Genomic DNA, 25,075 nt, shown 5'->3' on the forward strand with positions numbered 1-25,075 from the left:
AAATATTTCATTAATAGTATATCGGAATTATTTTTATATATTTAAAAATTATCTTTTTGTTTCATTAGTAATAATGAATGTAGTTATATTTTCATTTGTATTGCCCACATAATCTATAGTTTCTGCTGCAGTATTAGTCTCAGTACTTATTTGATTTTTGATATTATTAATATCTATTTTTTCATCAACTACAGTTTCAACATAAGGCATTGATATTATTTCATTTATAGTATTAGTTAAATCTTGATTTAATTCTATATCTTTTATAGATAGTTTATTTGAATTATCTATATTAGCTTCCATAAACTGATTAACTTTAGTTCCATTGATTTCTCCGTCTCCGTATATGAATTGTGCTTTTGTGTTTCCATTTGTGTATGATATTGAAGCAACTCCTGATACTTTAATATTAGCATTTGAAGTAGAAACTATAATAGAGTCTGGTTTAGCATTAGATGAAACTGCTATTAAAAAATCTCCTTTATTTAAATGGAGTTTTGTATTTCCTGTTTTATCATAAGATTCATCTATATTTAAAGAAGAGTTTTCTTTAACTTTGAATATATTATTACTTTCCAAATATGAAGTAAGAGATGAATTTCCTTCTGTAGAAATGTTATCTTTACTAAATAATAAATCTCCGTTTTGTGCAGGTTTTACTATAGCTTTTTGGGAAGATATTTTTACTCTTCCTTTAACATCTATAACTTTCATATATTGATTGCTTTTATAAGCTGACTGCAAAGAGAAAGCTATAGAAAGCATTAATAGTATAGAAATAATTTTTTTATTCAACATAAATAAAACTCCATAAAAATACATATTTCACTATAAATATTATCGGTATTAAAAAATTTATCAATACTGTTTTTTTTTACTGTACATGTATTTTAACAGAAGGACTTTTTACAGTTTCTCCTTCTTCAGTTTTTGCTTCTATATAAAAAGTATAATCACCTTGTTTTAGATTCCATCTTATGTATTCTTTTTTTAAGTCATTAATATTCGCTATAGCTTCATTATTGCAAAATAGTGTAGCAGTTACAATATTTTTTGGTATGTATGATGATATGAATATGTTTTGATACTCTATAGGCAGAGTGGAATCTATTTTGTATACGGAGTTATCAGTAGGCTCTTTTATCGAAAGCCTTTCTTTTATATTATTTATGCCGCTGTCAGTTTTTATCTCAGATAAAGTGTTATAAGTATTGATATTATTTACATTCATTTGAACTCTGTCAGCTGAATTTAAATCAAAACTCTTTTCTTGATTTATAGTTTCCAAATTACTATTTCGATTATTATTTTTCATTCTGTTATATGCATATATATTATTAACCTTTGTCCATTCTGAAGTAGGGCGTTCTATTTGCTGCTCTCTTATCCAGCCATTATATTCATTAGGAAGATTAATAAAAACTTTTTCTGTAACAGAACCGTCAGAATTATTTTTTATATATAAGTTATGAACATCGCATTCTTCTTTAGGAACATTTATATGTGAGAACTCTTCAACTCTTGTTTCTTTGCAGAAATCTCCTCTAAGTTTTCCGCTTATAAGACATATTTCTCTTTTTACTATAGTGTCTGGTTTATCCCATTTAGTTTCTTTCTGACTTTTATTAAGCATAGTAAATAAATCATAAAGTATAGGTACAGCACCATTTCCGCCTGTTATATTAATCATCTCACTTCCTGCAAAATCCCCAAGCCAAATACCCACTATATAATCTTTAGTATAACCTACAGCCCATGCATCTCTTGAGCCTTTTGATGTACCTGTTTTTATTGCTATAGAAAATGGATATACTATTCCTTTATAACTTCTGAAAGAACCCATTCTTGCATTTCTGTCAGAGAGTATGCTTGTTATTAAATAGGCACTTTCTTCTGATATGACTTTTCTAGTTGTTTTTTTAGGAAGTGTTATAATTTCTCCGTTTGCTTTTTTTAATGAAGTTATTGAGTAATGATTTATAAATGTACCAGAGTTTGGAAATATTGTGTATGCAGAGGCTAAATCTATTAAACGAACTTCAGCACTTCCAAGCACCAAAGAATATCCGTAATAGTCTGGATTTTTATCTATAGAGCTTAATCCAGATTTTAAAAGTATATTCTGAAAATCTCTTATACTGTATCTTGCAAGCCATTTTACAGCTGGTATATTAAGTGAATTAGCTAATGCATCTCTTATAGTAACGGGACCTCTGTATTTATGGTCAAAGTTTTCTGGTATATAATCTCCCCCCGGGGAATTAATATAAGTTTTAATATCAGCTATAACAGAGGCAGGGGATTCTCCTTTATCAAATATATATGCATACATAAAAGGTTTTAATGTACTTCCAGCCTGTCTTAATGCAGTTGCTCCATTCACTGCCCCATGAGTTTCTGCATCAAAATAGTCCATAGAGCCTATCATTGAAAGCACTTCTCCTGTTTTGGCATTAAGTATCACACATGAAATATTTCGTACATTAAATGTATGAAGAGACTGACTTGAATTGCTTATTACCAAAACCGCTTCTTTTTGCATATTATAGTCTAATGTAGTTCTTAATTCTGTTACTCCTGTATATTTTAACTGTTCTAATGATTCTCTAGCATACATTGTAAAATGAGGAGCTTTGAAAGTATATTTATCTTTATCATTATAAATATTTAATTTTTCATTAATACTTTTATTATAATCTTCTTCTGTGATAAAGTTATTATTTTTCATTTCGCTTAATACATATATTCTTCTTGATTTTAATCTCTCTTCATATTTATAAGGATTAAACTTTGTACCAGACTTTATTATAGAAGCAAGCATTGCAGATTCATTATTATTTAAATCATTAACTTTTTTATGAAAGTACAAATCACTTGCAGCACCAACTCCATAGCAGTTGTTTCCAAAAAATACTCTATTTAAATATTCAGTGAGTATTTCTTTTTTTGTGAGATTTTTTTCTAGTCTTACTGCATCAAGTGCCTCATAGAACTTATTAATATATGTTCTTTCACGAGGAATTATACTTTTAGCTAGCTGCTGAGTGATTGTACTTCCTCCAGAAACTACCTTTCCGCTCATTAAGTTTGATAAAAATGCTCTTATTATAGCTTTATAGTCTATACCGTTGTGATTAAAGAAGTTTTTATCCTCTGCACTTACTACAGCATTAATTAAATTTGTTGATAAATCTTTGTATTTAACCTCTTCAAAAAATCCGCCATGCTTTGGAAATATAGTTGATATTAGTATTGAGTTTCTGTCATATATTTTTAAAGCTCTCTCTTCGTTTATGGATAATTCGTCTTTTGAAAATGGTTTGTTTATATATTCTTTGCAATATTTATAAAAATAATAGCCTTTTGGTATGAATATAATTGAAATTACTATTATAGATAATAACAATGCATATATTATAGTTAAAGCCGTTTTTCTTATAATTTTTTCCATAGTAAAATTATTCTATAATAAAAAAATAATTAGTCAAATTATATTAAATATATTGATTTATATATTTTTCATATTTTTGTGTATAAAACTATGTGTGTATGACAATGTTTTAATACATAATTAAAAATATGATAAAAAATATATATGTTTAACTTAAAATAAAATTATATATAGACTTTTTATTTATTAAAAAATATTAAAAAATTATATTATTTTCTTGACTGTTATTTTATTCATTGTATTATAAATACAATACTGTTAGGCAGATATGGTTATGAATATAGATAAAATCTTAAATAATTGTCAATCGGCTATAAATTATGAGTTTAGAAATAAAGCTTATCTGTTAGAGGCTATAACTCATAGAACTTATGCTAATGAATCTAAAAAGAAAATGAAATATAATCAGAGATTGGAGTTTTTAGGAGACTCTGTGCTTTCTCTTGTTATATCAGATTATCTATTTAAAAAATACAACAGCAGTAAAGAGGGATTATTATCTAAAGTTAAATCTTCTTTAGTATCTCAAAAGAGTTTGGCTGATATTTCAAAAGAGCTTAAACTTGGAGATTTTCTGCTTTTGGGACATGGCGAAGAAGCTTCAGGTGGTAGGTATAGAGACAATATGCTTGAGGATTTATTTGAGGCCATAGTCGGAGCAATATATTTGGATTCTGGCATTACAAGTGCGTACAAATTTGTTATGCGTTCTTATAAAGAAAGACTTAGTAATTTGGATATTGAAAACTTTGACAAAGATTATAAAACTATATTTCAAGAACTTATACAGAAAAAACATAAAACTAGTCCTATATATAAATCTTGTGAATTCCATGATGAAAATAATAATGATATGTTTAAAGCTGAAGTTTATGTTAATGATAAAACATTTGCTTTAGGTATAGGTAAAAGCAAGAAAGAAGCAGAAACTAATGCTGCAAAAAAAGCATTGGATAAAATAGAGTATGTAAGAAGTGCTATAAAAAGAAATAGGCAAAATAAAAATTATCAATTAACTAATAATAAATAAAGGAAAAATTATGAATAGAGTTATGGTAGCTCCCTCAATACTTACAGCATCTTTCTCAAATTTAGAAAATACTATAAAAGAACTTGAAGAGGCAGGAAGCGATTATCTTCATTTGGATATAATGGACGGAGTATTTGTTCCGCAGATTACATTTGGTGCTAAAGTTGTTTCGGATATAAAAAAGGTAAGTAAAATACCTCTTGATGCTCATCTTATGATAGTAAATCCAGAAAAGCATATTGATGATTTTGCTAAGGCTGGTGCCGATATTATAAGCGTTCATTTTGAGGGTAATATTCATATACATAGATTAATTTATCAAATAAAAGCACATAATATTAAAGCGGGTATTGTGCTTAATCCGCATACTAGAGCTGATGTTATAGAGCCTATTATTGATGATATTGATTATGTACTTATTATGAGTGTTAATCCGGGATTCGGCGGACAAAAGTTTATCGAATCATCATTAAAAAAGATAGAAGAAGCTAAAAAAATGATTGGTAATAGAGATATAATTCTTGCAGTAGACGGCGGAGTTAATCTTAATACTTGTAATAGTGTAATTGATGCAGGTGCTGATTTCCTTGTTGCTGGAAGTGCTATAATTGACAGCGATAATAAAAAAGATACTATTAAAAAACTTAGAGGAAATAAATTTTAAAAATATAAAAATGCTATAAACATAAAGATATAAATATCTGAAATATACTGTTTGAAATATATAGAATAAGAAAAGCATAGTTTATAAATATAGTTTTCTTGGTCTGTCATTATGTATTTTTTATATATTTTTCTTAATTTATCAAAAAGAAAAAATATTTTTTCAACGCAATAACACTTTGACAATCAATTACTTTATGAAAATTCTCTTTAATAAAATATTAACATAATTATTTTTTATTGAAACAGGTCTAATATACGAATAAATGTAAGATTTAATTTTTTGAAATATTTAAAAAGTATGTATTGAAAATATTTTTATTAAATTCTATTATTGCATGCAAAAAATTATCTTGGATATATTTATGTCAAACAATAATAATAAATCTATTTTACTAGCTTCAGCTGCATATATAATGTGGGGGCTTCTTCCTCTTTATTGGAAATCTGTTCAGAATTTTGATTCTGCTTTTGTTTTAGGAATTAGAGTTATAACTACTTTTGTATTTACTTTGATAATTATTATATATAAAAAAGCAAATTTATACAGAGGTGCTAAGCCTTTAATATCTATAATAATAGCGGGCATTTTTTTAGGGTTAAATTGGTATTTATATATTTATACTGTTAATTCTGGGCATGTTCTTGAAGCGGGGCTTGCTTATTATATAGCACCTATTTTAAGTATATTAATCGGTATTATAGTTTTTAGAGAGAAAAAAACAGCATTAGAATATTCGGCAATTATTTTAATGTTTATTGGTATGATATATCAAACAATCACTCTTGGAAAACCGCCTGTAATGGCTTTTTTTATAGGGCTTACTTTTTCAATATATGGTTTATTCAAAAAGATAACTATATATTCAGGTTGGGAGAGTTTATTTTTGGAAACGGCTGCGATAATCATACCGTCTATAATTTTAAGTAAAATATATTTCCCGGCATCTTCTCAGCCTATTCATACTTGGATTGCTTTAATGTTTGCAGGGATTGCTACGGGAATACCTTTATATTTATATGCTAAGGCAGCAAAGAATCTTCAAGTTTCTACTTTAGGTTTTCTTCAGTTTTTTGTACCTTTATTTGCTACTTTGCTTGCAATTTTTGTTTATAAAGAAGAAGTTAATTTGAATAGGGCTATTACTTTAGCTATAATAATATTGGCAGCTGTTCTTTATGCTTTGTCCATATTTAAAAATTCTGCTAATAAAAATAATTAAATATTATAATTATTTCAAAACTGCTTTATGAAATTATAATTTTATATTTTATTGTTATTGATACGCACGGTAAATAGATTTTTATTTTAATATAGTTAATTATTCAGTTTAAATTATTAACTAGTTTTTATTATTCGTGCGGTTGATATTCTAAAAATTTAAATAACACTTGGGTGGGTGTGCTTTTTTGTTTAAAGTATTTAAGAAAAATAAAGTTAAAATATTAAAATAAATTAATAAGACTATAGGGTGGGATTTAGAATAAAATTAAAAAAACTATTTAGAATTCCCACCCCAATTTTTCTTAGCAACAATAATAGGTAATATTTTTAATTAAACAATATGCTGATTATTTTTCTATTCTTTTTCTGAAATATCTTGATAAATCTACAGGTGTTTCTTCAAGCCAAGATGACATAATGCATTCATATTTACCTTTACTTTTACTTAATTTGTAAATTTGATATTCCACTCTTTCATTGCTTCCGCCTACTATCTCTCTCGATTCTACAAGCATTTCATATATTCCGTCTCCATCAATATCTTCAAAGATATTATCCATTTGAGTAATAACAGAGCTTTTCATAGAATTAATTTCTTTATAAAAAACTACATCTGCAATGAATTTTATACTAGCACCATCTATCCTAAACATATACATATATATGTCTCTATCCTGTCCGTCATCATTTATGATATAGTATTTTATTATTCCAATTTCATTTTTTTTATCATAAAAATTTTCTAAATCTATAGCGGCATTTTTTCCTATTCTATCTGTCTTATAAGAAAATTCTTCATTATCTTTATTGTATATAGATATTTTATCTCCCTGAGCAGAAGACATTAATGCTATAAATTCATTACCTTCTTTAGGAAGAACATCAGCAATAACTATGGAATATACTTCATATCCTTTAGCTTGAAGTTCGGATTTTAATTTTTCAGCCTGACTATATTCAGCATTATTTATATTATCGCTTTTATAATAAACAATTTCTCCATTGTTTGAAAGATTAAATAAACTCTGCACATCAATAGAGTAAAGCGGCATAGTTAATATTAGTAAAGTTATAATTGATAATATTTTTTTCATAATTTTCTATCCATTTATTATTTATAAGTTTTTATATCAACAAATTCTATTTCAGAATTAACTTTTCCGTCAGAGCTTTTATATTTAATTGTCTTAGGCAAAGTGTATTCCTCTATTTCCTGATACGAAATATTTACATCATATATTCTAGAGTTTTTATTATAATATTCGGCTCTTTCTATTATATAATTTTCTTTGTTTACTGTGTAAGCTACACTATAGTTCTCATTTTCTCCTTTTGCTCTCAATGTTATCTTGTATTCATCTTTTTTATCTTCTATATTTTCAAAAGTAAATTTTTTGGATATAGAACTATAATTATTATCATTTCCAACTAAAGTATAAAATCCAATAGTTTCCAAAGCTCCCTCAAATACAGAAAACATGTTTCTATAAAAACTATCCACATTTTCAAGTATTATTGTAGGCTTATATCCTTTCTCAAAAGTAAATCTTAATTTTATATCATCTTTAGTTTTTACATAACTTTTTGCAGGAATAGTATCTATTTGTCTTTGTACTATTTTACCATCTATATATGCCTCAAATTTTCTAGGGTACATTTCTGAATATTTTTCCTTTATCTTTTCGTATATATCCTGAAAATTTAGCTCTTGTGAATAGGTGTAGCTATATGCACTGCATATTATAATCATTATTAATATTATTTTTTTCATACTTTTACTATTCTCGTAATATTTTTAATTAGCAGTAATAAAAAATAATTTTATTTTTTTCATAAAAATTGAAATTTTCCTATTAATATTACCAAGATTATCTTATATTTATATTAACACTATTAATACATTATAATCTTGACTTTAATTTTAAAGTTTGTTATACTCTTATTATAAAAAATATAATTTATGGTAAGTATTTATGAGCGAAGAACAAAACGAACAATTGTCAGAAACAGGTATATATTGTGCCAATTGCCGATATTGTGTTTTATTCAGAAAAGTAAGCGGTATAGATGGTAATCAATATTTGCTAAGAGTAAAATGTGCCCAAGAGCAATGGCGTAAAAAACTTGGCGAAGAAAAAATGTATAAGTATTTTACAGTAGCAAGACGAACTGTAGAAAAATGCGATGACTATAAGGAAATGGGTGATTTGAGAAGTTTCCTTAAGACTTTGCGTAAAAGTTTGCCTGTACGAGATGAAGTATATACTATAAAGAAATAATGGATTTTTAGTGAAAAAAGATTTTATTTTTTTAGCGGCGGTTGTTTTTTTATTGATTTCATGTGCTTCAGCTGTTAAAATTTCTGTAGAGGAAGAACAGTATCCTAAAATAATAGCTGAAAAAGGGTATACTGAATTCGGTAATAAAAATTATAAAACTGCTATAGCCTATTATCAGTACATAATAGATAATTTTGATAGAGAAAATTATGCTAAAGATGTCGCTTGGGCTTATTATGAAATAGGTTTTTGCTATTACTATCAGAAAAAGTATGAGGAAGCTTTAGAATATTTTGATATAGTTTTGAATAATTTTACGGTTTTATCGCCTAAAATTTTAGCTCAAAAGGTTATTCAGGATATTTATGAAGAAAAACCTAAATTAAAACCTCAGGAAATTATAGAAGAGGAAATAGAAGTTATTGAAGAAAATATAGACTCATGAAAAAAGAAAGCAGTATTACAAAGAGTATTATAATAAGTTTTCTATTACTTAGTATTTTAAGTATATTTGTTATACTTTTTGTATATATTTTGTATAGAAGAGGAGAAGGAGAGGATTATGCTCTTTCTACCTATGTTCTGTATAGTTTAGTATTCTTTAAAAGCTATATACCTTATGTAATAGCATTATCAGTTTATTTTTCATTTTTTAGAGCTAAATATTGGCATCAGGAAAGTATATCAAAGGTCATAGCTTATCCTATAGGATTAATTGTTTTACTTGTTTGTTTTTATGCAGTATACGATTATTCATTCACTAATATATTTATTTCTAAACTGAGAGAATATAACAGTATTAGAGAAGCAAAACTATATTATGAATATGAATTAAAGCTGAAAAATGAGGCATATGAAGCAGCAAGAGTAGAATTGATATCAGGAAATTTGGATGCTGCATCTAGTTTAGCAGAAGAAGCTTTATTTTATGATAAAAATGATGGAAATACTCTTCTGCTCATCAAATCTATACAAAAAGAAAAGATGCTTAAAGAGGCTGAGATTCATAAGGAAAAATTCAATAATATAACTAATTTAATGAGTTTAGGTACTAGAGAGTTCAGTTTATCTAATTATAATTCAGCGAGCAGATATTTTAGTCAGGTATTGGAATTGGATAATAATAATCCTATGGCATTGTATTATATGAATAGGATTAATATAGCTATGAATAAAAAGCCTTTGTATTATGGTAATCTTACTCCTCAGGAAGCATCTATATATGCTAAATTATCAGAAGCTATTGATATGTATGAAAGCGGATATTTATGGAGGTCTTATGATAATATTTCCGATCTTTATTTGAATTATCCTAATATAGCCGAAATAAATAACTATTATTCTATTATAAGAGATGCTATAAGCAGATATGATTTCTTTATTAAAGAAGCACAAGAGGTTAGAGATGCGTATATTGATAATCCTGATTTATTGAAATATTCCTCTGGTTTTAGTCATAATGGTATAAATTTGATGTTAAGTAAGAATGTTTTGCTGTCTTCAGCAACTAGTGCTGTATTTAAAAATAGTCTGTATATATTCGATATTTCACTTATAGAGTTAGATGATGAATTGAAAATTGTAAGATGTGATAATTTTTTATATGGAAAAATAGCTGATTCTTTTAATTCTACAAATAATGCTAAAAATATAATATTGAAGGCTTATTTTGATACTAATAAAAATGAATATATATATAATGATTCTATTAGCAGAGTTATTCCTATTAATATATCATACAGTACATTAAATATTATTAAGAATTATACTTCTATAGATTTAAAATATGTTAATTTATTAGAGCTATTTACATTAAGAAAGGAAATTAAAAAAATTGGATATTCAGATAAAGATATTAATTTTGAACTTTTAGTTAAGAATATAGAACCTATAGCTTATTTATTCTTATTTATGATAATAGCATATTATTCATTCAGATTCAGACTTGCAGCCTCTACTGAAAAATTTCATTTCTACAATAGAATTACAGGTATTTTAGGCACCTTATTATTTGTTATAGTTTATAAAGTTTTAATAAATTATCTTGTAATGTTAATGTTAATGGCATCTCATATAACGATTAGTGTTATCATTGTTGTTATTATATTTGCATTCCTTATACTATATGTTATATTCCAAATGGCCAGAATTCCTAGAGATGTTAGATAATTTATATTCAAAAAGAGAAGTTACAGAATATTTGAAATGCAAGTCTATATTTCCTAATAAAAATAGAGGTCAGAATTTTTTATGCGATAAGAATATAGCATATAATATTGCAAATACAATACCAAATAATTTGACAAGATCTGAATATGCATTAGAGATAGGAGGAGGTCTTGGTTCTTTAAGCAATATGCTTTATTCTATATATAAAAATAATCTTACCATAGTAGAATATGATAATGCTTTATATAACCATCTAATAGAAAAGTTTAATGATATCAATATAATACATAAAGATATACTAACATTTAATATTGATGATTCGGAAAGAAAATATGATATATATGGAAATATACCATACAATATAGCAAGTCCTATAATAGAATGGCTTTTATATAAATGTTATGATAAATGGAATTATGCTGTATTTATGGTTCAAAGCGATTTTGCACAAAGACTGATAGCAAAAGAAAATACTGAGAACTATTCCTCTTTAACTTTATTTGCGAATTTTATGTCTGATATTAAATTGGAATTTAATGTTTCAAAAGATGTATTTTATCCTATTCCAAAGGTTACTTCATCAGTTATTAGTATTATACCTAAAAAGGCTGATATTAACATAATTGAAGTATTTAAATCTGTTTCAAAGACTTTATTTCATAATAGGAGAAAGACTATACGAAATAATTTTATTAGCTCACCATATTTGAATATAGATAAAGCATATATTGATGAAATATTTAATAAGGCAAATATTGACGGCAATATAAGAGGAGAGACTCTATCTATAGATAAAGTTATAGAACTTTCCAATATAGTAAAAAAATATATTTAATTATTAGTATTAGAAGAATCTACAATTCTAACAGATTTAATAATATTTTCTATTTCTCTATCATCTTTTTTGCTATTAGCATTGTACATGCATATTATTTGAAGCAGTCCGTTTTCATGAACCATTGAAAAAGATTTATGATAAGTTTTATTAGGACCATAGTAAAAACTAAGTAAAATTTTATAAGAATTGTTTGGTCCTTCTACAGGTCCTTCATTAACTATTTCAAATTCTTTAATAAATTGATTGTTTTTTAATCCATTTACTATATCGTTTCTTGCTTTTTCTAAAGTTACAGCTCCATTATATATAGGCTTATATTTTGTATATGCAACAGTATATATGGCGGTATTTCTTTCTACTCCATAAGATTCATTGAATGCCACTGTATTATCAATGGCAACTGTACCATCTAAGAATCCTGCTTTAAAATCTTCAGGCACATCTACTGCTATATTTGTAAGAGTTATAGTTTTAGTTCTTTGACTGCATGAAGAAAATAATAATATAATTGAGATTATTATCAGAGTATTAATTAAATTTTTTAATATTTTATCCATACTAATATTATATACTATATTATATATTTTTAAAGTAGAAATTATAATATATTGATTTTTTTTATAAAAATAAAAAATTATTTTTAATTATTGAATTATTTTTTTATATTTAAACATATATTTGATTTTAATTTTGAATGAAAATAAGAATTGAAAGGATACTTTATAATGAGAAAAACAAAAATAATAGCAACTTTAGGCCCAAGATGGTCTAATGAAGATATGATAAGAAAGATTATAGAAAATGGGGCAGATGTATGCAGGTTAAATTTTTCTTTTGGAAGTTATGATGAGCATTTAGAGAGAATAAATATAATAAGAAAAGTATCGAGTGAGTTAAAAAAACCTGTTGCAATATTAGCAGATTTGCAAGGACCTAAAATAAGAATAGGTAAATTGAAAGAACCTATCACTGTAAAAGAAGGTGATATAGTAAAACTTAGCGGATATAAAGAAACTAATGATGAAAGTATAATACCTACAACACATTCCAATATAGCTCATGATGTAAAATCTGGTTCTATGCTGCTAATATCTGACGGTACTATACAGCTTATAGTAGAATCAAGTGATGAGGCTTCAAAACTTGTTGTATGTAAGGTTATAACAGGAGGTACTATATTAAGCAGTAAGGGTATTAATCTTCCGGGGGCACATGTTACAACAGAAGTTCTTACCGAAAAAGATGTTAATGATGCTTTATTTGCTGCTAAGAATGGAGTTAATTATTTAGGAATGAGTTTTGTAAGAAAGGCTGAAGATGTTATTAGGCTTAGAAAGATATTAGATGATAATAATCTTAATGATGTTGGTATTGTTTCAAAGATAGAAAATACTGAATCGCTTGAGAATTTAGAAGATATAATAAAGCATTCTGACGGTGTAATGGTGGCTAGAGGCGATTTAGGAGTAGAAATACCATTTGGAGAAGTACCTGTTTGGCAGAAAAAGATATTAAGAATGGCAAATGATATAGGAAAAATCACTATTATAGCAACACAAATGCTTGAAAGTATGACAAAAAGCCCTGTACCTTCAAGAGCTGAGGCTAGTGATGTTGCGAATGCTGTTTTAGACGGTACTGATGTTGTTATGATGTCTGCTGAAACTGCTTCTGGAGATTATCCTATAGAATCTGTTAAAGCTATGGTTTCTATAGTAGAGGCTGCAGAAAAATCTGTTATAAGAGATTTGCATGAAAATATGTCTTATTTAGATAGTGGGGTTAATGATGCTTTAACTGACAGTGCTTCTTATTTATCATATTGTTTAGATAATAAAGTTATTATTGCTCTTTCAAGATCTGGACATACTGTTAAAAATTTATCTAAAAAAAGACCTAAAACGCCTATAGTTTTTATGTCTGCTGATACTGATTTATGTAACAGACTTTCTATATGTCATAATGTTTATACTATACTCATGCCTGAAGATTTGAATTTCAGTGCTGGTATAAGTCATGGCGGACAGATTGATATACTTGAAGATACATTAATCAAACATAATTTAGCTAATCATGGAGATATTGCTATACTTGTCAGCGGAAGCAAATGGCAGGGAAGATGGCAGGAAAACAGTGTTCGTGTAGTTGTAATACATTAATTTATATATTATATGGCTTTAAGGGTTGCTATTAATTATAGTAACCCTTTTTTATTGCTTTATAATTATATGTTTGATAATTATACTTATTTAAAAAATACTTAGAAAGATTATATTTAAAAATTTTGTAATTTATAGATTATAAAAATAATGTTTTACATGTTGTTTAAATTATTATTTTTATTATATAAACATGCAGTCCTTCGCCTGCCTAAACCTGCCTGCACAAAATATGTACTTCGTATGTACGCACCGCATGCTTCTCAGCAAATACCAAATTATAATTTAAAAATATTAAATTAAAAATTTATAAATTTAGTTTTGAAACAAGTCTATTGTATTATATAACAAAAAATTAAATAAAAAATTAATATTTTATAAATTACTACTTGAAGTAATTTATAAATTTTGTATAATATTATTATTAATAAACTTTATGGAGTGGTTTTATATGGATAATGAAAAAAGAGAGAGGTTATCTAATCGAATTGGTTTTATTATTGTATCAGCCGGATGTGCTATAGGGCTTGGCAATATATGGCGATTTCCTTATATAACAGGAAAATACGGAGGAGCTCTTTTTGTCATTATATATTTAATATGTTTAGCTATTGTAGGGCTTCCTATACTCATAATGGAATTTAGTATAGGAAGGGCAGGACAAAAAGATATTGCAGGTTCATATAAGGTAATAGAGAAAAAAGGCTCTAAATGGCATTTAATAGGCTATGTTCAAATGCTAGGCTGTTTAATACTTATGATGTTCTATACTAGTGTTACAGGATGGACTATTACTTATGGTTATTATATGGCTTCAGGAGTTACTTTGGGACTTACACCTGAGGGTATAGGTGAGTTTTTTGGCAAGATGCTTTCAAATCCTGCGATAATGGTTTTCAGCTTATTCATTGCGGTATTTTTAGGAATATTGATATGCTTTAAAGGACTGCAAAAAGGGGTTGAAAGGGCATCTAAGATTATGATGTCATCATTATTTGTTATAGTAATAGTATTAATAATTAGATCTGTTACTTTAGAAGGTGCCATAGAGGGTATAAAATTCTATTTGCTTCCTGACTTATCAAAAATGGTCAATGGTGGAGTAGAGAATTTTTTTGAGGTTATATATGCGGCTTTAGGTCAGGCATTTTTTACATTGGGAATAGGTGTTGGTAGTATGACTATATTTGGAAGCTACATAGGAAAGGAAAGATCCTTAACTAATGAATCTATAATAATAGTGATATTAGATACTTTGATAGCATTTCTTGCTGGGCTTGTTATATTTCCGGCTTGTTTTGCATTTGGAGTTAATCCAGGTGAGGGAGCTGGTTTAGCTTTTGTAACATTGCCTAATATATTCAATTCAATGCCTATGCCTAGATTATGGGGAACATTGTTCTTTTTATTTTTAGCTATGGCAGCATTAACTACTGTTGTTACTGTATTTGAAAATTTAATAGCTTTTACTATGTCTGAATTTAATATGCCTAGAAATAAGGCTTCTATATTAGTAGGAATAGTAGTATTTATATGTTCGCTTCCTACTGCTTTAGGTTTTAATGTATTATCATTCATACAGCCTATGGGACAAAATACTAGCTTTTTAGATTTATTTGATTTTATAGTAAGTTATAATTTGGTTGAGCTTGGAGGTATATATATAATAATATTCTGTGTATCAAAATATGGATGGGGCTGGGATAATTTCATTAATGAAGTAGATTCTGGTTTGGGTATAAAATTTCCTAAATTTTCCAGAGTTTATGTAACTTATTTTTTGCCTGTAATATTATTTGCTATGTTTATTATTAATTATATATATAAATTTTTTATTTAGAATATTGTATTAAATATTATAGCCAAGTATAGTTTTATACTTGGCTTTATTTATTGTTTTTTATAGTTTTTATTCATTTGTATAGTCAAAATAGTAAATATTGTCTTTAATATTTTTTTATGTTATACTTATAATATCAAATATTTTCTATAGATAATTTAATAATAAAAAATTAATTAAATTTCTAATTACAAAATATATTTATTAATATCAAGTTCAGTTACTATAATATTAATTGAATTTTTAAATAATAAAAGCATATTTATAATAGTTATATAAGTTATATGTTAATGAAATTTGCAAGATTGATAAAAATATAAATTGAATATTTTACAATACAAAATAAATTATTGATTAAAATTATATTAGGAGTTATTAAGATGTCAGAAAAAGAAATTTTTGAAAGAATAAAAAAGAGATTTGAATCTCAGGATTTTTTATCTTTTGTTGGAATGAAGCTTGAACATGTAGAAAAGGGAAAAGCTGTAATATCATGTGAGAATAAAAAAGAGTTTTCACAATATTTGGGATATATGCATGGAGGTATGGTTTCAGCTATTGCAGATACGGCCGGAGGGCATGCCGCTGCTACTATGCTTGAGGAGGGATATAAAACAGTAACTTCTGAATTGAAAATACACTTTTTAAAGCCTGTTGTTTCTAAAAAAGTAATAGCAACAGGAGAGGTTATAAGTGCCGGTAAAAGATTAATCATAGTAGAAGCTACTCTAAGAGATGAAGAAGATAATATGCTTGCCAAAATGATCTCTACTATGTTCGTAATAGAACCTTCTTAAAAATTATTTTTATAGGGCAGATATTGTAATAAGGTTTTAAAATATATTTTCATTCCACGCCCATTTTTATTTATTGCGTTTATTTATATTTTAATGCTTATTATCTTATCAATCAAATATAATTTTCTAGCTTTATTTAAATTTTTGTTATTGACACCGCACGATAAATAAGAATTAGTTTATAATTATTTACTGAATTATTAACTAGCTTAAATTTAAAATATATTTACCGTGCGTATTTATCATAATATTAATTTTATAAAGGCATATAATATTTGTAGCAATACTCATTATTAAGTATTATGATTTTTAGTTTGATATGTCATAAAAATAAATCTATATACAATTAAATTATTGACTTAATAATTTTTATTTATATACTAATACAAAATAATTGTCGAGGCAGATAAAATGGATTACAAAAAATTAAATGATATTATAGTTTCTATGAGAAGAGATCTGCATCAAATTCCTGAAGTTGGAACAGATCTTCCTCAGACAAAAAATTATGTTACAAATAAATTAAAAGAATTAGGACTTTCCTATAAAGAATCTTCACTTGACAGCGGATTAATCTGCGATATAGGAAGCGGAGATAATGTGGCTGCCATAAGAGCAGATATGGATGCTTTGCCTATACAGGAAGAAACAGGATTCGAATACGCTTCTAAAAACGGAAATATGCATGCATGCGGACATGATGTGCACACTGCTTGTCTTTTAGGTGCTGCACTTTATTTGAAGGAAAATGAATCAAGGCTGAAAGGAACTGTAAGACTTGTATTTCAGGCTGCAGAAGAATTGGCTGTAGGGGCACATAATATGCTTAATTCAGGTTTACTGAATGGAGTTAAAGCTATAGTTGGAACACATATAGGTACTTTGTCTGCGGATACTCCAAGCGGAGAGTTTATATTGAAAGAAGGTCCTTTAATGGCTTCTAATGACAGGATATTTATTAAAGTTATAGGAAAAGGTTCGCATGGAGCATATCCTCATCTTTCTGTTGATCCTATTCTTACAGCAAGCCAAATAATACAGGGTATTTATAATATAAAAAGCAGAGAAATACTTGCAACAGATCCTGTTATAATATCTATATGTATGATTCATGGCGGAACTCAATATAATGTAATACCTACAGAAGTGAATATCGAAGGCACTTTCAGAACTTTCAGTGAGGAGAATAGAGCATTCATAACAGAAAGAATAAAAGAGGTTGCAGAATCTATCGCCATAGCCAACAGAGCCAAAGCTGAAGTTGTGATAAAAAGAAGGGGAGCACCTGTTGTTAATAATGCTAAAATATACGAGCAGTTAAATGAAGTTTGTAATGAACTTGGATTTAAAAAAGCATCTCATTATAGTTTATCTATGGCTGGTGAAGATTTTGCTGATTATTTGGAGAAGATTGACGGAGCTTTTATATTATTTTCTACTATGACAGAAAAGAATATAGCTCATCATAATAGTAAATTTGAAGTAGATGAGTCAAAATTATATCAGCCGCCTGTTTTGATGAGTGAATGGGCTATTAAATATTTAGAAAATAATAAATGATTATAATTTAAAAAAGTTAATATATAGATTAAAAATTATTGGAATATACTGTGAATTATAATGAAAAACATTTAAAAAAAATAGATGAAGCCTTAGAAAAAGCAGAACTTCTTTATGATAAATGTATTTGCTGCGGACATATATGCGGCATCGATAGAAATAAGAATAAGATAGGAAGATGCAAAATTTTTGAAGATACTAATCATATAAAAACAGCATCTCATACACTTCATTTTGGAGAAGAACCTATGCTTGTAGGAGATGGCGGAAGCGGCACTGTGTTTTTTTCAAGCTGTAATTTAAATTGTGTATTTTGTCAGAATCATCAAATAAGTTCTGAAGGATTGGGTGATATAATTGATGCTGAGACTTTGTCAGATTATTTTTTGGATTTAGAAAGACAAGGTGCAGAAAATATTAATCTGGTGAGTGCGACGCATGTTATTTATCCTGTATTAAAAGGCTTAAAAATAGCTTTAGAAAAAGGGCTTAATCTTCCTATAGTTTATAATACCAATGGTTATGATACTAAAGAGTTATTAGATTGTTTAGATGGTATTGTAGATATATATTTACCTGATTTAAAATATGTATTTGATGATAAGGCTTTTAAATATTCTAGGGCTGAAAATTATTTTAGTACGGCAATAAATGCAATAGAAATAATGAAAAAGCAAACAGGGGATTTAGTAGTTAATGAAAAAGGGATTGCTGAAAGCGGTATAATAATAAGGCATTTAATACTTCCGAATAATGAGTCTGATTCTTATGATGTATTAATAGAACTTAAAGAGAGAGGTTTTTTAAATACGGCTATATCTTTAATGTCTCAGTATAATCCCAAATTTAAGGCTTGTAATTTTGAAAATATAAATAGAAAGCTGTATAAAAAAGAGTATGATGATTTAGTTGATTATGCTTTGGATTTAGGATTTGAAAATTTATTTATTCAGGAAATGGAAAGTTCTGATAATTATAATCCTGATTTTACGAAAGAAAAACCTTTTCAGATGCAGTGATATTTATTTGAATATGAAAGTTAATGTATATTAATATTTTATATTTTAAATTTAATTAAATAGTTTTATTTTGACAAAAATATTATATGATGTATAATATATAATGAGTATAGTGTTATTTATTAGATTTTAAGGAAGAAACTATGAATAAAATTTTTTCACTTTTAGAAAGCGAAGAAGTTGAAAAAAGACTAGAAGCTCTTGAAGAGTTGGCAAAAAATGTAGAAAATTCCGATAAAACTACTGTAATTAAAGCTTTAAAGCCGCATATATTAGATTGGGATGAGAATGTTCGTCTAAAAGTGGCTCAAGTATTAAAATTGTATACGGGACAATAATTATGGGAAGAATAATATCTTTTTCTAGCGGAAAAGGCGGTGCAGGCAAAACTTTATGTTCAGTTAATTTCTCGGCGGAATTAGCTTCAAGAGGATATAAAGTTTTAGTTTTTGATATAGATATTAACTGTTCAAATGTATTTATTTTATTACATGTAAAACCGCAGTCTAAATTGCAGGAATATTTTGAAGGCAGTCTCACATTAAAAGATTGTGTTATAAAAAGTGAGTATGGTATAGATGTTATTAGTGCCGGAGTTAATATACAGAGATTTGTTCAGTTTGAGAATGATTTTAATTTGTCAAACCTTGCTAAAGATTTAAAGGTTTTAGCTGAAGATTATGATTATGTTATAATAGACTATGCTGCAGGTATTACTCAGCCTATGATGCGTTTCTATGAAATGTCAGATGATATAATACTTGTTGCCAATCCGGAAATTACAGCTCTTACAGATCTTTACAGACTTATGAAGATGATTTATGTCAATAATATGACAGATAAGATGTATTTGATAGTAAATAAAGTAAAAAATATAGATTGGGCTATCAATTTATACAGAGAAATAAAAAAGGTAACGGCAAAGTTTTCTCTTGATATTAATTTGGTTCTTTTAGGACCTGTACTATTTGATGAAGAAAAGGTTATGCTATCTGTTCAAAAGAGAGTGCCTATAATAATATTATATCCTAAAACTCCTATAAAAGGCGGTTTTTCATTGGCAGTTACTAGATATTTATATGATATAGGTGTAATGAAAGATGAAAATGCAAGAGAAAAAACTTTCTCGGATTTCTTCTGATTATTATATAAAATATCGAAAAAGTCAAAGTCCTTTTATTTTTATAGCATATTTTTATTTTAAAACGGATTTTTATATTAGTAAAAATTTTTTTTATTAATAATAAAGTTCTGTATGTTTTACTTATAAAAAATTAATGATAAATATTCTAAAAGATTTATACTTTAATATAAGAAAAGAAGTAGTTTAAATTTGACAAATACAGATAATATTGGTAAACTATTAACAGAATATATTGGAGGTATATGGTTATATGAGTAAAAATATTGTTATAACTATAAGTAGAGAATTCGGAAGCGGCGGAAGATATATTGGAGAAATGGTTGCTAAGGATTTAAATATACCTTTTTATGATAAAGCTATAATAGAAATGGCATCAGATAAAACAGGATTTTCTCCGGAATATATTAAAGAAAATGAACAGAAATTAACAGGGGCTTCTCTTTTTAATTTTGCTATAGCAGGCTCTTATGCTGGCAATATGGTATTTGGTAATGGCGAGTCTTTGCAAGATACTATGTTTTTTGCACAGAGTAATGTTATAAAAGAAGTGGCTTCTAAACATTCATGCGTTATAGTAGGAAGATGTGCAAATCATATTTTGGAGGGTATGGATAATTGTATTAATGTCTTTATTTATTCTGATATGGAGAGTAAAATTAAAAGAGCAGTTAATGAATATAAATTAGACAGTACAAATATAGAAAAGATCTTAAAAGAAAGAGATAAACTTAGAGCTAAACATTATAATTACTATACCGGTAAAAATTGGGGAGATGCTAGAAATTATCATGTCTGTTTGAATAGTGATTTTATAGGCATTGATAATACTATAGAATTAATAGAAAAAATAGCTAAGTCAAAGTTATAATAAGGTATTTATTATGAATATAATAGCTGATTTACATACTCATACTTTAGTAAGCGAGCATGCTTATAGCACAGTTGATGAAATGTTAAATTCAGCTAAAGATAAAGGATTTTTAGCTTTAGCTATTACAGATCATGGACCTGCTTCCAGTGACGGTGCCAAATTAGTTCATTTTAAAGCTATGCATAGTTTGCCTAATTATATTAATGGTGTAAGACTTCTTAGGGGATGCGAGGCTAATATAGTAGATTACAGCGGAAAAGTAGATTTAAGTGAAAATGTGTTAGCATACTTAGATTTTGTTATAGCTTCATATCATGAGGATTCTATACAGCCTTTGAATAAAAAAGAACATACTAATGGATATGCTGAGATTATAAAGAATCCTCATATTGATTGTTTAGGTCATATTGGAAATCCTAAATTTGAATTTGACATTGAATATATAGTGAAATTATGCAAAGAATATAATAAACTAATAGAGATTAATTCATCATCTTTTACAGTTAGGAAAGGAAGCAGTCCTGTATGCCGTGAAATTGCTTTGGCTTGTAAAAAATATGAAACTAATATTGTAGTAACTTCTGATGCTCATTCAAAGTATAAAGTAGGAGATTTTAAAGATTCCATTGAATTATTGATGTCCATAGATTTTCCAAAGCATCTTATACTTAATACAGATTATGATAAATTGATAGAATATCTTGGTATAGAAAAATGATAGTGTTTTTTTTGATTGTAAGTTTATTGGCATCTGTAATAGGAACTGTTTGCGGAATAGGCGGCGGCATTATAATAAAGCCTGTTCTTGATTCTTTGAATGTGCTTGAAGTAAGTAAGATAAGTTTTTTATCATCTTGTACTGTTCTATCTATGAGTTTATATACATTTGTTGTATCTAAGATAAAACAGGATAGTCTTGTTGATTCTAAGGTAGCAACTCCTTTGGCTTTGGGAGGAATTATAGGCGGTATATTTGGAAAGATGCTTTTTTCATATCTTATAGCATTTTTTAATAGTGAAAATATAGCTGGTGTTTTTCAATCATCTATTTTGATAGTATTAACATTTTTTACTTTAGCATTTACAGTAAAAAATATGGGCGATAAAAAAATAAAATCTATGCATATACAAAATATATTTTTATGCGTGATAATAGGATTAGTTCTTGGTCTTTTATCATCGTTTTTAGGCATAGGCGGAGGTCCTTTTAATATAGCTTTTCTTTATTTTTTCTTTAGCATGGATTCTAAAGTTGCTGCTCAAAATTCTCTTTATATTATATTATTCTCTCAAATTTCAAATGTGTTTATAAGTGTTGCTGACGGAGACGCTTCAAAGGTTAATATGCATTATCTATTAGTAATGATTATAGGAGGAATATGCGGTGGTATATTAGGAAGATTCATAAATAAAAAAATTAATTCTAAAATAGTTGATAAGCTATTTATTATTTTGTTAATAATTATTATGTTAATAACATCTTACAATCTGTATAACTTTTCTGTTAATATATAGATAGTAAGCAAGATTAAAATGTGAGTACATTATGTTAGATATCATTATAAAAAATATAGGCTCTATTGTAACTGCCCATGGAAATGCTCCGTTATATGGTAAGCAGCAAGGAAAGATAAAAGTATATAATAATGCTTCTATAGGCATAAAGAATGGTATAATAGAGTATGTAGGAGATTCTATTAAAGAAAAAGCTAGAAAAACATTTAATGCTAATGGAGCATTAGTTACTTCTGGTCTGATTGATTGCCATACACATTTTGTATACGGAGGTTCAAGAGAAGATGAGAGGTATAATATAATCATAGATCATATGAGTTATTCTGATATAATAAAATCAGGTTATGGAATCTTATCAACAGTTAGAGACACTAGAAATCAGACAGAAAATTCACTTTATAAGAAATCAATACCAATATTGGATAAAATGCTGCAATATGGAACTACCACAGTAGAAGGTAAAAGCGGATATGGCTTAACGGTTAAAGATGAAATAAAGATATTAAAAGTTATGAAAAAACTTAATGATAATCATAAAATAGATATAGTAAGCACATTTATGGGCGGGCATGTAGTACCTGATGAATATAAAAATGACAGAGCTTCTTATATAAATTTGATATGTAATGAGATGATTCCTAAAATATCTAAGTTGGGCATAGCCGAATTCTGTGATGTGTTTTGTGAAAATTGCGGACTTGATATGGAGGAAACAGATAGAGTTCTCGATACTGCCAAGTCATATAATCTAGGTATCAAAGTTCATTCAGATCAATTAGAAACTAGCGGAGGTTCATATTTAGCAGCAAGGTTCAATGCAATAAGTGCGGAACATTTGATTATGTCTGATGACAGATCCATAGATGTTATAAAAAATCAGGATGTAATAGCCGTTCTTTTGCCTAATGCCTCTTTTTATTTGAATATGCCTTATGCAAGAGCTAGATATATGATAGATAAAGGAGTTCCTATAGCATTGGCTACAGATTATAATCCGGGATCTAGTCCTTCTTTTAATATGCAGTTTATAATGAAGCTTGCATATATTATATATAGGCTTAAACCTGAAGAGATATTGAATGCTGTTACTATAAATGCTGCATGTGCTATCAATAGGGGTAAAGAAATAGGAAGTATAGAAGTTGGTAAAAAAGCGGATATTATAGTATGGAATTGTAATAATCTTAATTTTTTACTTTATAGTATGGATAATAATTTATGCCGCATGGTTTTTAAATCCGGAGAACTTGTATATCATAATTAATATTTTTTATAATTTTTTACTCTAAATAGTATTATTTTCTCTTGACAATTTGAGTTTATTATATTATAATGTATAATAATTTCATTCATCATGGTTTTTAAATCTATAAAACTTATATAACATAATTAATGTATTTTTATAATTTTTTACTCTGAATAGTATTATTTTCTCTTGACAATTTGGGGTTATTTGATTATATTATAGTAACATGCGTATATATCTCTGTACGTTTTTTAGCTTTAAGGGAGTAGTATATATTAAATATAATGGAAGAGGAATTATTTTCTAGAAAAGAGTCTGTTAAAGATATTTTCAACATTATAGAAACTAAATTAAAGCAGGGTTTATTTGAAGAGTCTATGGAAGACTTTGATAGGATTATGTCAAAAGATTTTGAATGTGCCAATCTATATGAAAATATATCCTGCGTTAAATTTTGGATTAATAGACTTGATAAGCTTAAAACCGCTCAGAGAAACAGTATAGAATACTGCAAACTTTTAGATTCTACTTATAAGAAGTTCAATGTATTTATACATGGAAAATCTTATGATGAAAATTTAATATCAATTAAGTCTATTCATTATTATGTATATAATAAGATTATAGAGTTGATAATGCAGAGAAGTACTAATGATATTGAAGGCACGGAGGAATTGCGTTTACTTTCTAATGCTTTTATAGAGTTAAAGGATTATTCTAGGGCATTAAAATCTTATGAATATTTGAATGTTGTAGAGCCGTATAATTCAAGAACATTAAGTTATATTGCTATGCTTTATGATAAATTGGGCGATGAAAAAAAGTGTAAGATGTATATAAGAGAGGCGTTATTTTATGATCCTTTAAGTATAGAATTTGAGAATATAAGTATAGAAATACTGAGAGAAATCAGAGATATAATAATCAAAAGAGGTGTTCATAACAATAGCCAAGAAGAGATAATATTATGGATGAGTGCTTATGGAGAACTTATGAACATATTGGATGTTAAAAGACCATTAAATGAACAGGAGGAATTTGATCTTAGAAGAAACATCTCCAGATTGGAGGCAGATTACAGAAAGGTAAAACTTAGAGAAATTACCGCACCTAAACTTTTATCTTCGTACGCATTTTTAACTACTTATCTCATTATGAGACAGAATGATTCTGATATTGAAGAAGTTAAGGTATGGGGCAGAAAGATGGCTGTAATAGATAAAGAATTGCTGCAATACTACATAAAAATATTAGATAAGGAGTGATAAT

General features: G+C 27.2%; 24 protein-coding genes. 19 read left to right on the forward strand and 5 right to left on the reverse strand.

Annotation, left to right across the window (positions count from 1 at the left end; genetic code table 11):
• Positions 1-48: 48 nt before the first annotated feature.
• Positions 49-798 carry a FecR domain-containing protein gene (locus tag A966_RS08700; RefSeq protein ID WP_008724707.1) on the reverse strand — a complete coding sequence of 250 codons (750 nt, stop codon included), beginning with the start codon at positions 796-798 and terminating at the stop codon, positions 49-51.
• Positions 799-874: 76 nt separating this feature from the next.
• The gene (pbpC, locus tag A966_RS08705) at positions 875-3,451 is read right to left on the reverse strand and encodes a penicillin-binding protein 1C (RefSeq protein WP_008724709.1); all 2,577 of its coding nucleotides are present in this window, start codon (positions 3,449-3,451) and stop codon (positions 875-877) included.
• 274 nt (positions 3,452-3,725) lie between these two features.
• Here pbpC and rnc point away from each other — a divergent pair, with 274 nt between their 5' ends.
• The 3 genes from rnc to rarD all read left to right on the forward strand — a co-directional run bounded on the left by rnc (position 3,726) and on the right by rarD (position 6,367).
• Positions 3,726-4,481, forward strand: a complete 756-nt coding sequence (rnc, locus tag A966_RS08710; protein ID WP_008724711.1) for a ribonuclease III — start codon at positions 3,726-3,728, stop codon at positions 4,479-4,481.
• A gap of 10 nt (positions 4,482-4,491) precedes the next feature.
• On the forward strand, positions 4,492-5,145 hold the full coding sequence (rpe, locus tag A966_RS08715; RefSeq protein ID WP_008724713.1) for a ribulose-phosphate 3-epimerase: 654 nt from the start codon (positions 4,492-4,494) through the stop codon (positions 5,143-5,145).
• Positions 5,146-5,509: 364 nt separating this feature from the next.
• Entirely contained in the window at positions 5,510-6,367 is an 858-nt protein-coding gene (gene rarD / locus A966_RS08720) for an EamA family transporter RarD (RefSeq protein WP_008724715.1), read from the forward strand.
• Between the two features lie 349 nt (positions 6,368-6,716).
• Here rarD and A966_RS08725 read toward each other — a convergent pair whose 3' ends face one another.
• Positions 6,717-7,463 (reverse strand): hypothetical protein, encoded by a 747-nt coding sequence (locus A966_RS08725; RefSeq protein WP_008724717.1) that lies wholly within the window; start codon positions 7,461-7,463, stop codon positions 6,717-6,719.
• Between the two features lie 17 nt (positions 7,464-7,480).
• Positions 7,481-8,140: a hypothetical protein gene (locus tag A966_RS08730; RefSeq protein ID WP_008724718.1), complete on the reverse strand. Its 660-nt coding sequence runs from the start codon at positions 8,138-8,140 to the stop codon at positions 7,481-7,483.
• Positions 8,141-8,342: 202 nt separating this feature from the next.
• Here A966_RS08730 and A966_RS08735 point away from each other — a divergent pair, with 202 nt between their 5' ends.
• The 4 genes from A966_RS08735 to rsmA are packed head-to-tail and all read left to right on the forward strand — an operon-like array spanning position 8,343 to position 11,652.
• Positions 8,343-8,648, forward strand: coding sequence for a hypothetical protein (locus A966_RS08735; protein ID WP_008724720.1), 306 nt, complete (start codon positions 8,343-8,345; stop codon positions 8,646-8,648).
• 10 nt (positions 8,649-8,658) lie between these two features.
• Positions 8,659-9,093, forward strand: coding sequence for a tetratricopeptide repeat protein (locus tag A966_RS08740; RefSeq protein ID WP_008724721.1), 435 nt, complete (start codon positions 8,659-8,661; stop codon positions 9,091-9,093).
• Positions 9,090-10,817, forward strand: a complete 1,728-nt coding sequence (locus tag A966_RS08745) for a tetratricopeptide repeat protein (protein ID WP_008724723.1) — start codon at positions 9,090-9,092, stop codon at positions 10,815-10,817. The genes A966_RS08740 and A966_RS08745 overlap by 4 nt, the downstream gene beginning before the upstream one ends.
• Positions 10,807-11,652, forward strand: a complete 846-nt coding sequence (gene rsmA, locus A966_RS08750) for a 16S rRNA (adenine(1518)-N(6)/adenine(1519)-N(6))-dimethyltransferase RsmA (protein WP_008724724.1) — start codon at positions 10,807-10,809, stop codon at positions 11,650-11,652. Before A966_RS08745 ends, rsmA begins: the two co-directional genes overlap by 11 nt.
• Here rsmA and A966_RS08755 read toward each other — a convergent pair.
• Positions 11,649-12,212 (reverse strand): hypothetical protein, encoded by a 564-nt coding sequence (locus A966_RS08755; protein ID WP_008724725.1) that lies wholly within the window; start codon positions 12,210-12,212, stop codon positions 11,649-11,651. The two genes, rsmA and A966_RS08755, sit on opposite strands and share 4 nt — an antisense overlap.
• A gap of 168 nt (positions 12,213-12,380) precedes the next feature.
• Between A966_RS08755 and pyk the strand changes: the two genes are divergently transcribed.
• The 12 genes from pyk to A966_RS08815 all read left to right on the forward strand — a co-directional run bounded on the left by pyk (position 12,381) and on the right by A966_RS08815 (position 25,071).
• The gene (gene pyk, locus A966_RS08760; protein ID WP_008724726.1) at positions 12,381-13,814 is read left to right on the forward strand and encodes a pyruvate kinase; all 1,434 of its coding nucleotides are present in this window, start codon (positions 12,381-12,383) and stop codon (positions 13,812-13,814) included.
• Positions 13,815-14,265: 451 nt separating this feature from the next.
• Complete coding sequence (locus A966_RS08765) at positions 14,266-15,654, forward strand: sodium-dependent transporter (RefSeq protein ID WP_008724728.1); 1,389 nt, start codon at positions 14,266-14,268, stop codon at positions 15,652-15,654.
• A 380-nt stretch (positions 15,655-16,034) separates the two neighbouring features.
• Complete coding sequence (locus A966_RS08770) at positions 16,035-16,451, forward strand: PaaI family thioesterase (protein WP_008724730.1); 417 nt, start codon at positions 16,035-16,037, stop codon at positions 16,449-16,451.
• 411 nt (positions 16,452-16,862) lie between these two features.
• Positions 16,863-18,011: a M20 metallopeptidase family protein gene (locus A966_RS08775; protein WP_008724732.1), complete on the forward strand. Its 1,149-nt coding sequence runs from the start codon at positions 16,863-16,865 to the stop codon at positions 18,009-18,011.
• Positions 18,012-18,061: 50 nt separating this feature from the next.
• Entirely contained in the window at positions 18,062-19,030 is a 969-nt protein-coding gene (locus A966_RS08780) for a radical SAM protein (RefSeq protein WP_008724734.1), read from the forward strand.
• Positions 19,031-19,173: 143 nt separating this feature from the next.
• Positions 19,174-19,368 (forward strand): hypothetical protein, encoded by a 195-nt coding sequence (locus tag A966_RS08785; protein ID WP_008724735.1) that lies wholly within the window; start codon positions 19,174-19,176, stop codon positions 19,366-19,368.
• Positions 19,369-19,370: 2 nt separating this feature from the next.
• Positions 19,371-20,171: an AAA family ATPase gene (locus A966_RS08790; RefSeq protein ID WP_008724736.1), complete on the forward strand. Its 801-nt coding sequence runs from the start codon at positions 19,371-19,373 to the stop codon at positions 20,169-20,171.
• 253 nt (positions 20,172-20,424) lie between these two features.
• A complete protein-coding gene (locus A966_RS08795; RefSeq protein ID WP_008724738.1) occupies positions 20,425-21,042 on the forward strand; it encodes a cytidylate kinase-like family protein in 618 nt (205 codons plus the stop codon).
• A 13-nt stretch (positions 21,043-21,055) separates the two neighbouring features.
• A complete protein-coding gene (locus A966_RS08800; RefSeq protein WP_008724740.1) occupies positions 21,056-21,763 on the forward strand; it encodes a phosphatase in 708 nt (235 codons plus the stop codon).
• Positions 21,760-22,560: a sulfite exporter TauE/SafE family protein gene (locus A966_RS08805; protein WP_008724742.1), complete on the forward strand. Its 801-nt coding sequence runs from the start codon at positions 21,760-21,762 to the stop codon at positions 22,558-22,560. Before A966_RS08800 ends, A966_RS08805 begins: the two co-directional genes overlap by 4 nt.
• A gap of 31 nt (positions 22,561-22,591) precedes the next feature.
• Entirely contained in the window at positions 22,592-23,824 is a 1,233-nt protein-coding gene (gene hutI / locus A966_RS08810; RefSeq protein ID WP_008724743.1) for an imidazolonepropionase, read from the forward strand.
• Between the two features lie 266 nt (positions 23,825-24,090).
• A complete protein-coding gene (locus A966_RS08815) occupies positions 24,091-25,071 on the forward strand; it encodes a hypothetical protein (RefSeq protein ID WP_008724744.1) in 981 nt (326 codons plus the stop codon).
• Positions 25,072-25,075 lie beyond the last annotated feature (4 nt).

The sequence above is a fragment of the Brachyspira hampsonii 30446 genome, from assembly GCF_000316195.1.
GTDB lineage: Bacteria > Spirochaetota > Brachyspiria > Brachyspirales > Brachyspiraceae > Brachyspira > Brachyspira hampsonii_C.

Coding starts and splice junctions, on each gene's coding strand:
- A966_RS08700 (WP_008724707.1), bottom strand. CDS start 798: ATGTTGAATAAAAAAATTATTTCTATACTATTAATGCTTTCTATAGCT.
- pbpC (WP_008724709.1), bottom strand. CDS start 3,451: ATGGAAAAAATTATAAGAAAAACGGCTTTAACTATAATATATGCATTG.
- rnc (WP_008724711.1), top strand. CDS start 3,726: ATGAATATAGATAAAATCTTAAATAATTGTCAATCGGCTATAAATTAT.
- rpe (WP_008724713.1), top strand. CDS start 4,492: ATGAATAGAGTTATGGTAGCTCCCTCAATACTTACAGCATCTTTCTCA.
- rarD (WP_008724715.1), top strand. CDS start 5,510: ATGTCAAACAATAATAATAAATCTATTTTACTAGCTTCAGCTGCATAT.
- A966_RS08725 (WP_008724717.1), bottom strand. CDS start 7,463: ATGAAAAAAATATTATCAATTATAACTTTACTAATATTAACTATGCCG.
- A966_RS08730 (WP_008724718.1), bottom strand. CDS start 8,140: ATGAAAAAAATAATATTAATAATGATTATAATATGCAGTGCATATAGC.
- A966_RS08735 (WP_008724720.1), top strand. CDS start 8,343: ATGAGCGAAGAACAAAACGAACAATTGTCAGAAACAGGTATATATTGT.
- A966_RS08745 (WP_008724723.1), top strand. CDS start 9,090: ATGAAAAAAGAAAGCAGTATTACAAAGAGTATTATAATAAGTTTTCTA.
- rsmA (WP_008724724.1), top strand. CDS start 10,807: ATGTTAGATAATTTATATTCAAAAAGAGAAGTTACAGAATATTTGAAA.
- A966_RS08755 (WP_008724725.1), bottom strand. CDS start 12,212: ATGGATAAAATATTAAAAAATTTAATTAATACTCTGATAATAATCTCA.
- pyk (WP_008724726.1), top strand. CDS start 12,381: ATGAGAAAAACAAAAATAATAGCAACTTTAGGCCCAAGATGGTCTAAT.
- A966_RS08765 (WP_008724728.1), top strand. CDS start 14,266: ATGGATAATGAAAAAAGAGAGAGGTTATCTAATCGAATTGGTTTTATT.
- A966_RS08770 (WP_008724730.1), top strand. CDS start 16,035: ATGTCAGAAAAAGAAATTTTTGAAAGAATAAAAAAGAGATTTGAATCT.
- A966_RS08775 (WP_008724732.1), top strand. CDS start 16,863: ATGGATTACAAAAAATTAAATGATATTATAGTTTCTATGAGAAGAGAT.
- A966_RS08785 (WP_008724735.1), top strand. CDS start 19,174: ATGAATAAAATTTTTTCACTTTTAGAAAGCGAAGAAGTTGAAAAAAGA.
- A966_RS08790 (WP_008724736.1), top strand. CDS start 19,371: ATGGGAAGAATAATATCTTTTTCTAGCGGAAAAGGCGGTGCAGGCAAA.
- A966_RS08795 (WP_008724738.1), top strand. CDS start 20,425: ATGAGTAAAAATATTGTTATAACTATAAGTAGAGAATTCGGAAGCGGC.
- A966_RS08800 (WP_008724740.1), top strand. CDS start 21,056: ATGAATATAATAGCTGATTTACATACTCATACTTTAGTAAGCGAGCAT.
- A966_RS08805 (WP_008724742.1), top strand. CDS start 21,760: ATGATAGTGTTTTTTTTGATTGTAAGTTTATTGGCATCTGTAATAGGA.
- hutI (WP_008724743.1), top strand. CDS start 22,592: ATGTTAGATATCATTATAAAAAATATAGGCTCTATTGTAACTGCCCAT.
- A966_RS08815 (WP_008724744.1), top strand. CDS start 24,091: ATGGAAGAGGAATTATTTTCTAGAAAAGAGTCTGTTAAAGATATTTTC.